10 protein-coding genes are annotated in these 12,287 nt (G+C 63.2%); 2 read left to right on the top strand and 8 right to left on the bottom strand.

Annotation, left to right across the window (positions count from 1 at the left end):
• Nucleotides 1–79 precede the first annotated feature (79 nt).
• The 4 genes from MUY37_RS01620 to MUY37_RS01605 form a co-directional block, all read right to left on the bottom strand.
• The gene (locus tag MUY37_RS01620; protein WP_499193737.1) at nucleotides 80–949 is read right to left on the bottom strand and encodes a hypothetical protein; all 870 of its coding nucleotides are present in this window, start codon (nucleotides 947–949) and stop codon (nucleotides 80–82) included.
• Nucleotides 950–1,049: 100 nt separating this feature from the next.
• The gene (locus tag MUY37_RS01615) at nucleotides 1,050–2,603 is read right to left on the bottom strand and encodes a class I adenylate-forming enzyme family protein (protein ID WP_499193736.1); all 1,554 of its coding nucleotides are present in this window, start codon (nucleotides 2,601–2,603) and stop codon (nucleotides 1,050–1,052) included.
• 40 nt (nucleotides 2,604–2,643) lie between these two features.
• On the bottom strand, nucleotides 2,644–3,351 hold the full coding sequence (locus MUY37_RS01610) for a ZIP family metal transporter (RefSeq protein WP_499193735.1): 708 nt from the start codon (nucleotides 3,349–3,351) through the stop codon (nucleotides 2,644–2,646).
• The gene (locus tag MUY37_RS01605; RefSeq protein ID WP_499193734.1) at nucleotides 3,345–4,727 is read right to left on the bottom strand and encodes an L-serine ammonia-lyase; all 1,383 of its coding nucleotides are present in this window, start codon (nucleotides 4,725–4,727) and stop codon (nucleotides 3,345–3,347) included. The genes MUY37_RS01610 and MUY37_RS01605 overlap by 7 nt, the downstream gene beginning before the upstream one ends.
• A gap of 128 nt (nucleotides 4,728–4,855) precedes the next feature.
• On the opposite strand from MUY37_RS01605, the gene gyrB reads away from it, so the two are divergent.
• Together gyrB and MUY37_RS01595 are read left to right on the top strand one after the other, a co-directional pair.
• Nucleotides 4,856–7,378 carry a DNA topoisomerase (ATP-hydrolyzing) subunit B gene (gene gyrB, locus MUY37_RS01600; RefSeq protein WP_499193733.1) on the top strand — a complete coding sequence of 841 codons (2,523 nt, stop codon included), beginning with the start codon at nucleotides 4,856–4,858 and terminating at the stop codon, nucleotides 7,376–7,378.
• A gap of 4 nt (nucleotides 7,379–7,382) precedes the next feature.
• Nucleotides 7,383–8,474, top strand: a complete 1,092-nt coding sequence (locus MUY37_RS01595; RefSeq protein WP_499193732.1) for an AI-2E family transporter — start codon at nucleotides 7,383–7,385, stop codon at nucleotides 8,472–8,474.
• Here MUY37_RS01595 and MUY37_RS01590 read toward each other — a convergent pair whose 3' ends face one another.
• From MUY37_RS01590 to MUY37_RS01575, 4 genes are all read right to left on the bottom strand, one after another.
• Entirely contained in the window at nucleotides 8,475–9,101 is a 627-nt protein-coding gene (locus MUY37_RS01590; protein ID WP_499193731.1) for a hypothetical protein, read from the bottom strand. It lies immediately after the preceding gene.
• Between the two features lie 73 nt (nucleotides 9,102–9,174).
• Complete coding sequence (locus tag MUY37_RS01585) at nucleotides 9,175–9,978, bottom strand: DUF1295 domain-containing protein (protein WP_499193730.1); 804 nt, start codon at nucleotides 9,976–9,978, stop codon at nucleotides 9,175–9,177.
• Nucleotides 9,975–10,601, bottom strand: coding sequence for a 1-acyl-sn-glycerol-3-phosphate acyltransferase (locus tag MUY37_RS01580; protein ID WP_499193729.1), 627 nt, complete (start codon nucleotides 10,599–10,601; stop codon nucleotides 9,975–9,977). Before MUY37_RS01580 ends, MUY37_RS01585 begins: the two co-directional genes overlap by 4 nt.
• A 73-nt stretch (nucleotides 10,602–10,674) precedes the next feature.
• Complete coding sequence (locus MUY37_RS01575; RefSeq protein ID WP_499193728.1) at nucleotides 10,675–12,285, bottom strand: carboxyl transferase domain-containing protein; 1,611 nt, start codon at nucleotides 12,283–12,285, stop codon at nucleotides 10,675–10,677.
• Between the last annotated feature and the right edge of the window lie 2 nt (nucleotides 12,286–12,287).

Here is a 12,287-nt window from a genome sequence, read left to right as displayed (position 1 = left end):
CAAACGATACGGGGTGGTTCCGCAGCGAAACCGCCCCGCTACGCCGAACGGGCCGAAGGTTTCGGCCCGTTTTTGCTGGCTATTTCTTCATCGCGATCGACCAGCGGCCATTGCCGATATCGGCCTTGCCGTCGTCGGTCAGCTTGAAGTTGGTACCTTCGGTCACATAGAAGCCCAGCTCGTCATGCTGCGCGCGCGCGAGGAAAGTCACCGTAGCGAAATCGCCGCTGTCGTCGACCGTATAGGTCACATCGGACTGCGCGAAGACCGATGGATCGGCGAAATCGTAGACCCTGCCGGTGCCGCGGCCGAATCCGTCTTCGCCGGGCTTGAGGTCGAAGCTCACTCCGATCTGCTGGCCCCTCCGCGAATAGACCGAGCCGCGCCGTTTGAGCGGCTGGCTGGCGGTCCACGTCGCCGCGAAGCCCCGCCGGGCCGCGGCGAGCCGCTCGGCCGCCTGCTTTTCGGCTTCGGCATCCTCGCGCTTCTGGGCCTCGAGCGCCTGCTTCTCCTCGTCGGATCCTTCGATGATGTAATCGGAGAAGCTCGACAGCGGGCGGCCCTTGCGGTTGCGCACCTGAAGCTTTTCGATGCGGACCGTCCAGTCTTCGCCGATCGGCTCCGAGCGGGTGAACAGGACCGCTGGATATTCGGTACCTTCTTCGGCGACCACCTTGACCACCGGACGATCGCCGATCTCGTCGACGCGTTCGACGAAGTCTTCCTCGAGCACGAGGTCGAGATTGGCACGCGTCCGGTAGATCGGCTCGATCTCGTCGCCGACATTCTGCGCAGCGATGATTTCGATGTCCTCGGCTTCGATGCCCTCGTCGAGTTCCATTTCGAGGAAGTCTCCGAGATCCCCCTCGTCCGGTCCGTCGAAAGACTTGCCGCAGGCGCATAGCGCCATGGACATCACGGCCACGACAGTGACACGACTGAACTGCATTCTTGCCCCCTCACAATGATGGAAGAATGCGACCCTTCGATGAAAATCGAAGGATATACATAATATTAAAAGATAATCCGGCGCAAGGCCTGGGCGTGCCCTATTCGGGCAGGCCGCGCCGCTCCGCTTCCTCGCGGAGGTCTGTCTTGAGCAGCTTGCCGATATGGCTGCGCGGCATTTCGTCGATCGCGTGGAGTTGGGCGAGGCGCTGCGTCTTGCCCAGCCTTGCGTTGACGCCTGCAAGAATCGCCTCGCAGTCGCGAGCGCCATCCCGCACGGTCACGAACCCGACCGGGGTTTCGCCCCAGCGCTCACTCGGTACACCGATCACCGCTGCCTCGACCACGTCGTCCTCACGGACGAGTTCGTCTTCCAGGTCGACCGGAAAGATATTGAACCCTCCCGAAATAATCATGTCTTTCGCGCGTCCGACCAGTTCGACGAACCCCTCTGCATCGACGCGGCCGATATCCCCCATCCGCTGCCAGACCTCGCCCGTATCGGGATCGGTCCAGTATCCCTCGCGCGTTTTATCGGGCTGGTTCTTGTAGCCTTCCATCATCGTCTGGCTGCGCCCGATCAGGTTGCCCGCCTCGCCCGGCGCCACCGGAATATCCTCGTCATCAAGCACTTTCAGTTCGCTTCCCGGGGCGGGACGCCCGACCGTGTGCAGCTTGTCGGGAAACTTGTGCGCTTCGAGCAGGCAAACGACCCCGCCTTCGGTCATCGAGTAGATTTCGATCAGCGCGCCGGGCATTCGCGCGAGCACTTCGCGCTTGAGTTCGGCGGGGAAAGGCGCCGAGGTGCAGTATTTGAGCTGCAGCGCCGAAAGGTCGAATTCGTCGAAGCGCGGTTCCTGCATCAGGCGGCGATATTGCACCGGCACCAGCATGGTCGCGCTCGTCCGGTCTTCCTGCGCCCACTCGAGCCAGCGCAAACAATCGAATTTGCGCATCACCCGCACCGCCCCGCCCGCCAGAAGCGGCGGCAGGAAGGCGACCATGGTGGTATTCGAATAGAGCGGCGTGGATGCCAGCGTGCGGACCGGCAGGCCGCTTTCGAGCCAGCTTGCCGCAGTCGACGCGAATTGTCGCCAGCGCATGAGATGCGAATGCACTATGCCCTTGGGCGTGCCTGTCGTCCCGCTGGAGTAGATGATGTTGAACGGATCGCCCGGCTGGGGATCGTAAGCTGGCGCCATGGTCCCTTCCGCAGCCATCCAACCGTCGAGTTCCTCGTCGAGCACGATTCGCGTCATGCCCGCGAAGCAATCCTCGCCCAGTTCGGCCAGCTTCGCGCGATCGACGAAGATGTGACGCGCGCCCGAATCGCGCGCCATCCCGGCAAGCTGGCCGGGGCTGGCGCTGGTGGTCAGGGGCGCAGCCACGCCCCCGGCGCGAATGGCGGCGAGAAACACGAGCGCATAGGGAATCGACGAATAGCCCAGGATCGCGACCGACTGGCCACGCTCGAGCCCATCCTCGACCAGCCGGGCGGCGATCCGTTCGACTCTGTCGCCCAGCTCGGCCCAGCTTAGCTCGGCCTCGTCGTCGCGTATGGCGACTTGCCCGCCCAAGGTGGCGGCATTGTCGGCGATGATGTGTGGAAAGCTGCCGAAGGGTTCGGCCAGCGCGGCTATCTGTTTTTCTCCCATATTGTTTTACACTAGGGCCAATCGCCGCGCTGTCGATAGGCTATCCGCCGCCCAGCGAATGCAGGACCAGGGCCAGCAGCAATCCCACAGCCGTCGCAAAGCCTGCCCAATGGCGCGCCTGTTCGTGCGCCTTGGGCATGATTTCGGTCGTCAGGCTTGCCGCGACCGCGCCTGCCGCGACACAGCTTGTGAACGCCAGAAGATCTTGATTGAGCGCGGCAAACAGCGTGTTCCCCAGAAGCGCCGCCAGCGACAGGATTGCCGCGGTTCTCGCCCATATCGCGAGTATGTGCCCCTTGGAGAACGCCTGCTCTTCGCGCATCGACCGTGCCCCGCTGGCCGCTTCGGGCAGGTTGGAGATCAGGATCGATCCCGCCAGCGCCGCAGCTTCGTGCGCTCCCGCACCGATCAGGGCCACACCAAGCGCGAGGTTTTCGGGAATACCATCGAGCGTGACCGCGGCGAGCATTCCGCCGCCACCTTGCGAGCCCCATTTCTCGTCGATCCAATAATCGACCACCGCGAAGATCCCCGCGCCCGCCAAAACCCCCAGCAGCGCGGTTATCATCGAACTCTTCTCGATTGCGGGCTGCACGAGGTCGAGCACCAGCGAAAGCAACAGCGCTCCGCCCGCAATGGCGACCACCACGCCTTCCACACGCGCGCGGAAGGTCCCGTAAAGGCCCCAGACAGCGCCCAGGACCAGCGCTCCCGACACCGCGCCCACCACTGCGAACAGCGTCAGCATTCGATGACGTTGACCGCCAGTCCGCCCTGGCTCGTTTCCTTGTACTTGCTCGACATGTCGATCCCGGTCTGGCGCATCGTTTCGATCACCTGGTCCAGACTGACGCAGCTTTCGGCGCCCGTCCGATGGAGCGCGAGGCGTGCGGCATTGACCGCCTTTACCGCGCCGATGGCGTTGCGTTCGATACACGGCACCTGGACCAGCCCGCCCACGGGATCGCAGGTCAGGCCTAGATTGTGCTCCATGCCGATCTCCGCCGCGCTCGCGACCTGCTGCGGTGTACCGCTCCACAGCGCGGCGAGCCCGCCGGCCGCCATCGAACAGGCAACGCCGACCTCGCCCTGGCAGCCCATCTCGGCACCGGAAATGCTGGCACGCTGCTTGTAAAGCAGGCCGATCGCTCCGGCGGTAAGCAGGAAAACACGGCGCTTCTCGCTGCAACGCGCGCCTTCCTCCTCGCAATAGAAGCGGATCACCGCCGGGATGATGCCTGCCGCACCGTTGGTGGGTGCAGTGACCACGCGCCCCCCGGCGGCATTTTCTTCGTTCACCGCCATGGCGTAGCAGTTGAGCCAGTCGAACAATTGCTCGCGCTCGTTCGACTGCGGATTGGCGGAGAGCTTGTCCCACAGATCGGGCGCGCGCCGTACGACCTTCAATCCACCAGGCAGAAGGCCCCGCTGCGACAGCCCGCGATCGATACACTGGTCCATCGCCGCTGCGACACGGTCGATGCCCGCAAGTGTCTTTTCGCGCGGACGGAATGCGTCTTCGTTGGCAAGTACCAGATGTGCGATGGGCAGGCCCGTGCTTGCGCAGGCAGCCAGCAATTCCTCGGCCGAGCCGAAATCGTGTGGCACCTGCGTGCCGGTATTGATCCGGTCGTCCTTCGGCTTGCGCTTCAATTGCGCTTCGGAAGCAACGAAGCCCCCACCGGTCGAGTAATAGGTTCGCTGCGAAAGTTGCGCGCCGTCGTCATCGTAGGCCGTCAACGTCATGCCGTTGGGGTGCAAATCCGGAATGATATGCCCGGCAAGATCGATATCGGCTGCCGGGTCGAAACCGATATTCCTCTTCCCGCCAAGCGCGAGCGATTTCTCGTTCCGCACCCGATCCAGCGCGTCCGCCGCCTCGTCGGGGCAGGTCGTATCGGGAGCGAAGCCCATGAGGCCGAGGATCGAGGCATCGACCGTGCCGTGCCCCACGCCGGTCAGCGCGAGCGAGCCCTGCAGTTCGACCGCGACACGCGCGGTACGCTCAAGCCGTCCCGACTTCGCCAGACCCTGTACGAATGTCCGCGCGATCCGCATCGGCCCGACCGTGTGAGAGGACGAGGGGCCGATCCCGATCCGGAATATATCAAGCACCGAAAGCATGCGGTCTGGATGCGCTTTTCGCATGCCGAAATCAACCGGTTGCAGCTGAAACCGGCGAGACGTCAATCTGTGGGTAAAATCGGCTGCAAAACTTTGGATTTCCGCCGCCGAAAGCCTATATGATCGGCATGGACGATACCCCTGAAAACACGGGCGCGGAAGCGCCGAAAAAGAACGGTTACGGCGCGGACTCGATCAAGGTCCTCAAAGGCCTCGACGCGGTGCGCAAACGCCCCGGCATGTATATCGGCGATACCGACGACGGATCGGGCCTGCACCACATGGTGTTCGAGGTGTCGGACAACGCCATCGACGAGGCGCTGGCGGGGCATTGCGATCTCGTCTTGATCGAATTGAATCCCGACGGTTCCGTCAGCGTGGAAGACAATGGCCGCGGTATTCCCGTCGACATGCACAAGGAAGAAGGCGTGTCGGCGGCGGAGGTCATCATGACCCAGCTGCATGCGGGCGGTAAGTTCGAGAACACCAGCGAGGACAATGCCTACAAGGTTTCGGGCGGCCTGCACGGCGTGGGCGTTTCGGTCGTCAACGCGCTGTCCGAATGGCTCGAGCTGACCATCTGGCGCGACGGCAAGGAACACTGGATGCGATTCGAGCACGGCGATGCCGTGGAATCCCTGCGCGTCGTGGGCGATGCACCGAAGGTCGAGCAGAACCCGGACGAAAACGGGTTCAAGAAGGGCACACGCGTCACGTTCAAGGCCTCGGAAGACACCTTCAAGAACGTCACCGAGTTCGATTTCGAGAAGCTCGAGCACCGTTATCGCGAGCTCGCCTTCCTCAATTCAGGCGTGCGCATCCTGCTACGCGACAAGCGTCACGAAGAAGTGAAGGAGCACGACCTATTTTACGAAGGCGGCATCGCGGCTTTCGTGAAGTATCTCGACCGTAACAAGCAGGCGCTGGTCGCCGAGCCGATTTCGGTGAGCGCGGAGAAGGACGGCATCGGCATCGATGTCGCGCTGGAATGGAACGACAGTTATTACGAAAACGTGCTGTGTTTCACCAACAACATCCCCCAGCGCGACGGCGGCACCCACCTCGCCGCCTTCCGCACCGCACTGACCCGCACGCTTAACAATTACGCCAGCGCCAGCGGCTTGATGAAGAAAGAAAAGGTCAGCCTGTCGGGCGAAGACATGCGCGAAGGCCTGACCGCCATCGTCTCGGTCAAGCTGCCCGATCCCAAGTTCGGTTCGCAGACGAAGGACAAGCTGGTCAGTTCGGAAGTCCGCCAGCCGCTGGAATCGCTTATGGGCGAGAAGATGACCGAGTGGCTCGAAGAAAACCCCAATGACGCCAAGCAGATCATCCAGAAGGTGATCGATGCGGCAGCCGCACGCGAGGCCGCGCGGCGCGCGCGCGAAATGAGCCGGAAGGGCGCGATGAGCATCGCCAGCCTCCCGGGCAAGCTGGCCGATTGCCAGGATCGCAATCCGGCGAATTGCGAACTCTTCCTGGTCGAGGGCGATTCGGCGGGCGGATCGGCCAAGCAGGGCCGCGACCGCAAGACGCAGGCGATCCTTCCGCTCAAGGGCAAGATCCTCAATGTCGAGCGTGCGCGTTTCGACCGGATCATCGGTTCGAAGGAAGTCGGCACGCTGATCCAGGCGATGGGCACGGGCCTGCGCGACGAATTCAACTTGGAAAAGCTGCGCTATCACAAGATCGTGATCATGACCGACGCAGACGTCGACGGCGCGCATATCCGCACGCTGCTGCTCACCTTCTTCCACCGCCAGATGCCCGAAATCGTCAAGGCCGGGCACCTCTTCATCGCGCAGCCGCCGCTCTACAAAGTCACGCGCGGCAAGAGCGAGGTCTATCTCAAGGACCAGGCGGCCTATGATCGCTATTTGATCGCGCAGGGGCTGGAGGGGCGCGTGCTCGAGGCGCAGGGCGGCGCCGCCCGCGGCGGGGGCGAGCTCGAGGCGCTCGTCGAGCACGGATTACGGATGCGCAATCTGCTCGGTTTCGTGCCGCGCAAATACAAGACCGACCTGATCGAGGCGATGGCGATTGCGGGTGCCCTTGCTCCCGCGAGTGACCGCTCGGCAGCGCTCGACCGCGCTGCGAGACATCTTCAGATGGGCGATCCCGAAGCGCGCTGGAGCGCGGAGATCGGCGAGGACGGCAAGGTCCGGCTCAATCGGGTGTGGCGCGGCGTAACCGACGTTCACGAAATCGATCCGGCGTTCCTCGACAGTGCCGAAGCGCGCAAGCTCGACCGGATCGCGCAGGATTTCGCCGACGTCTATTCCTCGCCCCTGCGATTGGTCCGCGGTGGCACCACGGCGGCGCCTGAAGAGGTCGATGCAAGCGACGCGGAAGAAGATGCCGTCACCCTCGCGGACGATGCGATCACGCTGCCGACGCAGCTGCTCGACGCCGTTATGGCCGCAGGACGCAAGGGCCAGAAGATCCAGCGCTATAAGGGGCTGGGCGAAATGAACGCCGAGCAGTTGTGGGAGACCACGCTCGATCCCGACAACCGCGCGCTGTTGCAGGTCAAGGTCGAAGATGCGGATGTGACCGACGAGATCTTCACCCGTCTGATGGGCGATGTGGTCGAACCGCGTCGCGAGTTCATTCAGGACAACGCGCTCAACGTCGCCAATCTGGACATTTGACCGGATGAGCGCAGAGCGGACAACCGAGCCGGTCGAACAGCGGGGTTTTCTGCTCTTCTTGGGTCTTGTCACCTTCGCGTTGCTGATGGTGGTCCTTCCCTTCGCCCGCCCGCTGCTCTGGGCGGCGATGGGCGCGATCGTCTTTCAGCCGCTCTACCGCTGGTTCCTTCTCCGGCGCCCCGGGAAGGAAAGCCAGTCGGCGCTGGCCAGCATGGTGGTGATCCTTTTCGCCGTGGTTTTGCCGTCTTTGTGGATCGGCAGTGCCGTGGTCGACGAGGCCGCAGGGCTCTTCTTGGCGTTCAGCGAAGGCGATATCGATGTCGCGATATATTTCGAGCAGGTCTTCAGCGCTCTTCCCGCCAATATACAGACATCGCTGGCAAGTGCCGGTTTCGGCGAGCTAAGCGCCGTGCAGGAGCGCGTGACGGCCTTTGTCCAGGCCAGCCTCGGGCTGATCGCGCAGCAAGCGCTCGCCATCGGCGGCAGCGTGTTCGGTTTCGTTCTCAGCTTTGGAATCGCGCTCTATGTCGGCTTTTTCCTATTACGCGACGGGCGCATGGTTGGCGATGCCGTGCTCGCAGCGCTGCCGATGGAACGCGGGGTTGCCGACCGGCTGGCGGAGCGGTTCCTCACCATCGTACGCGCCACGATCAAGGGTTCGGTCGTGGTCGGCCTGGTACAGGGGGCGCTGGGGGCGCTGACCTTCTGGATCGTGGGGGTGCCCTCGGTCCTGCTGCTTGGCGTGATCATGGCGATCGCCTCGCTGCTGCCGGCGCTCGGCCCGGCGATCGTCTGGGTACCGGCCGCGATCTATTTGCTGGCGACCGGGGCGATCTGGGAAGGGGTCGCCGTCATCGTGTCCGGCGTTGCGCTGATCGGCATGGCCGACAACGTCCTGCGTCCGATCCTCGTCGGTCGGGACACGGGCATACCCGACTGGCTCATTCTCGTCACCACGCTGGGCGGGATCGCCATGATGGGCCTGTCGGGCATCGTCGTCGGCCCGCTGGTTTGCGGGCTTTTCCTGGCAGGGTGGAGCATTTTCGCCGAACAGCGCGCTCCGACCGCGTCGCAAGCCGCAGAATCGCCGGGTTGATCAGGCGGCGCGGATGTCCTGCGTGCCGCGCGCACCGCCATCCTTTGCGTCCAGCCCATCGAAAATCGCCGCCACAATCAGGGCAAGCTTCTCTTCGCTCAGCCGATCATTGAGCAGGGCGATCATGTAGGGTTGGATATAGCACAGCACCATCTGGTTGATCAGCGACATGGCCGTATCGACATCGAGCCCCTCGAGGAATCCTTCGGCCTGCGCCTCCGCGATCAGTTCGCACAGATAGTGGTCTCCCAGATCGATATAGCTGCGCGCATATTCGAAATAGCGTTCGCCCATCTCGACATAGAGGTTGAAGGTGGCCGGATCGTCGCGAAAGTTCTGCCGCAACAGACGAAAGCGGCGGGCGAAAAACTCGTACATCTTGCGCCGTGGCGGCAAATTGGAGGCCATGACCTCGTCCATCACCGCCAGCTTGGGCGCGAACCATTCGGCGGTGATGGCGTCGAAAAGGTCGCCATCTTCGGGAAAGACCGTTTCCACCCGGCTTCGCGCAACCCCCAGCTCGGCTGCGAGCCGCGTCCGGGTGACTTCCTCGCCGGTGCGCTCCAGCAGCGCCATCGCCTCACGCGCGAAGCGGCTGCGCAAATCGTCGATGTCCTTCCCGCTCACGTCGGCACGCTCCCAAATCGGCTCCTGTCGGAAATTAGGGACGCGCGCGCGCCGGTTAAACCCCCCGCTTGATTCAGCTCAAGGATTTCTTCGGCGGGAGCGGGACGAAGGCCGACGTCCGCGCCCGATATTCCGCGTATCCGGGCCGCGATTTCTTCATCCCGCCTTCGAGCAGGGGCGCGCCCGACCATCGGGTCAGCGTGAATGTGAGGAAAAGCGGCCCGATAACGGTCGCGGCGGCGACCCACCAGCCCGCCGAGGCCGCGGCAAGCCATATGCCCCACCACACGCACGCATCGCCGAAATAGTTGGGGTGGCGGGTATAGCGCCACAGCCCCTTGTCCATCACTTTGCCGTCATTCGCCGCATTCGCCTTGAAGCGGGCGAGCTGCCAGTCGCCGACCCATTCGAAGACTATACCCACCACCCATAGCGTGAATCCGACCAGTGCCAGCCCGCTGATCGGCGTCAACGCGCTGGCTTCCAGAATTCCGTATTGCGCTGGGCTGGAGACCAGGAAAAGCAGAACCGACTGGCCGAGAAAGACCTTGGTAAGCGCGGCCAGCGCGAAGCGCCCCTTTTCGCGATCCGTCCTGAGTATGCGCTTGTACCGCTTGTCCTCACCCTCGCGCCGCCAGCGAATGAGAAGGTACAGGCACAGCCGCGCGCCCCAGATGACTGTCATCGCCATCAGCAAGGTCGCCAGCGGTCCGGGATCGTAGAGCCTGAGCCAGCTTACCAGCGCCATCAGCGCCATCCCCCCGCCCCAATAGGCATCGACAAAACTCACATCGTCGATCTGCAGGGAAATCACCCACAGCATCAGCGCCAGTCCCAGCAAAATCGCGGCATTGGCCAATAGCGCTTCGACGATCATCCTCTGTCCTCCTCGATCAGGCGCATAGCCTGTTGTTCCAGCACCTTGAACCGCGCGTAATCGGGCAGTTTGGAGCGCATGAAGCGGGCGATCTCCAGCAGGGTTTGCGCATAACTTCCCGTGGGTTCGATCGCCGGACCGAAGCCGAGAAGTCTGCGCTCGTTACATACCCATACCGGAACGATCGGCACGTTGGCGGCACGGGCGATGTTGTAGAAGCCCGATTTCCATTCGCCCTTCGAGCTGCGCGTACCTTCCGCGGCAATCACCAGCGCCAGCCGTTCGCGCCGGTCGAATTCGGCGGCGATCTGCTCGACCATATTGGTCTGCTTGTTCCGGTCGATGGGAATTCCGCCCATATCCAGCATGAAGTTTTTCAAGATACCCTGGAACAGCGTGTGCTTGCCCATGAAGTTCGGCTCGACGCCCTCTTCCGCGGTTGCACCAATGAAGAACACGAAGTCCCAATTCGATGAATGCGGCGCCCCGGCGATTACGTATTTCGGAATGTCTGGCAGATGTCCGTCGAGCTTCCAACCCTTCCAGTGGTAAATCGCCATGATGATACGCCGCACGATGCGCGACAGGATCGATCGCTTGCGGCGAGGCCCGTTGGACGGCAATTTACTCTCCCTCGGACGTAGACGTAGCAGTTACGTTGGGGAAAGCGATAGGGATGCAGCGGTTTCCCGCCGGTTACATCCTGAAGACGCCGAATTGCGGCTTCTCCGGCAGCGGGGCCTCGAGCGTCGCGGCAAACGCTAGTCCCAGCACATCGCGGGTCTGCGCCGGGTCGATCACGCCATCGTCCCACAGGCGGGCGGTGGCATAATAGGGATTGCCCTCATCCTCGTATTTCTGGCGGATCGGGGCTTTGAACTCCTCGGCCTGTTCGTCGGTCCAGCTATCGGCGTCGCGGTGAACGGTGGCGAGGACCGACGCGGCCTGTTCGCCGCCCATCACGGAAATGCGCGCATTGGGCCAGGTGAACAGGAAGCGCGGGCTATAGGCACGGCCGCACATGCCGTAATTGCCCGCACCGAAGCTGCCGCCGATGACCACGGTGACCTTGGGGACGGTCGCGGTGGCCACGGCAGTGACCAGCTTGGCGCCATGCTTGGCGATGCCTTCCGCCTCGTATTTCCCCCCGACCATGAAGCCGGAGATGTTCTGGAGGAACAGCAGCGGGATGCGGCGCTGGCAGGCCAGCTCGATGAAATGCGCACCCTTCTGCGCGCTTTCGGAAAACAGCACGCCATTATTGGCGAGGATCGCAACCGGCATGCCCCAGATATGCGCGAAACCGCAGACCAGCGTGCTGCCGTAATGCTGCTTGAACTCGTGGAACTCGCTGCCGTCGACGAGGCGGGCGATGACCTCGTGCACATCGTAGGGCGCGCGCACATCGTCGGGGATCAACGCATAGAGATCGTCGGCATCGAATTTCGGTGGGCGCGGATCGCGCAGCTCGATGTTCTTAGCCCCGGCATAATTATCGCCGAGATGCGACACGATATCGCGCACAATGGTCAGCGCGTGCTCGTCATTCTCGGCGAGGTGATCGACCACGCCCGATTTTTTGGCGTGGAGATCGCCGCCGCCCAGATCCTCGGCGCTGATTTCCTCGCCCGTTGCCGCCTTCACCAGCGGCGGCCCGGCGAGGAAGATCGTTCCCTGATTGCGCACGATCACCGTCTCGTCGGACATGGCGGGCACGTAAGCCCCGCCCGCCGTGCAGCTCCCCATCACACAGGCGATCTGCGGGATGCCTTGTGCGGACATATTGGCCTGGTTGAAGAAGATGCGCCCGAAATGATCGCGGTCGGGGAAGACCTCGGCCTGATGCGGCAGGTTCGCCCCACCGCTATCGACGAGGTAGATGCACGGCAGCCGGTTTTCCTGCGCGATCTCCTGCGCGCGCAGGTGCTTCTTGACCGTCATCGGGTAATAGGTGCCGCCTTTCACGGTGGCATCGTTGCACACGATCATCACCTGCCGCCCCGAGACGCGCCCGATCCCGGCGATCATCCCCGCGCCGTTGATCTCGTCCTTGCCATACATGCCGTTGGCGGCAAGCTGGCCGATTTCGAGGAAAGGGCTGCCCGGATCGAGCAGTCGCTCGACCCGTTCGCGCGGAAGCAGCTTGCCGCGCCCGACATGCCGCTCGCGGCTGCCTTCGGAGCCACCCAGTGCGGCGGCAGCAACGGTGGAGCGCAGGTCTGCCGCAAGTGATGTGTTGTGCTCAAAGCGCGCCTTGGCGTCAGGAGCCTCGCGGTCGAGCGTGGATGTGAGAACGGGTGCGGTCATTG

Origin of the sequence: Qipengyuania sp. ABI-127-1 (assembly GCA_022953095.1) — a bacterium.
In the GTDB taxonomy this organism is placed as follows: Bacteria; Pseudomonadota; Alphaproteobacteria; order Sphingomonadales; family Sphingomonadaceae; genus Qipengyuania.
Note: the sequence above shows the minus strand (reverse complement) of the source record. Positions and strands in the feature narration are given on the sequence as shown.

Coding starts and splice junctions, on each gene's coding strand:
- MUY37_RS01610 (WP_499193735.1), bottom strand. CDS start 3,351: ATGCTGACGCTGTTCGCAGTGGTGGGCGCGGTGTCGGGAGCGCTGGTC.
- MUY37_RS01605 (WP_499193734.1), bottom strand. CDS start 4,727: ATGCTTTCGGTGCTTGATATATTCCGGATCGGGATCGGCCCCTCGTCC.
- MUY37_RS01615 (WP_499193736.1), bottom strand. CDS start 2,603: ATGGGAGAAAAACAGATAGCCGCGCTGGCCGAACCCTTCGGCAGCTTT.
- MUY37_RS01585 (WP_499193730.1), bottom strand. CDS start 9,978: ATGATCGTCGAAGCGCTATTGGCCAATGCCGCGATTTTGCTGGGACTG.
- MUY37_RS01575 (WP_499193728.1), bottom strand. CDS start 12,285: ATGACCGCACCCGTTCTCACATCCACGCTCGACCGCGAGGCTCCTGAC.
- MUY37_RS01595 (WP_499193732.1), top strand. CDS start 7,383: ATGAGCGCAGAGCGGACAACCGAGCCGGTCGAACAGCGGGGTTTTCTG.
- MUY37_RS01620 (WP_499193737.1), bottom strand. CDS start 949: ATGCAGTTCAGTCGTGTCACTGTCGTGGCCGTGATGTCCATGGCGCTA.
- gyrB (WP_499193733.1), top strand. CDS start 4,856: ATGGACGATACCCCTGAAAACACGGGCGCGGAAGCGCCGAAAAAGAAC.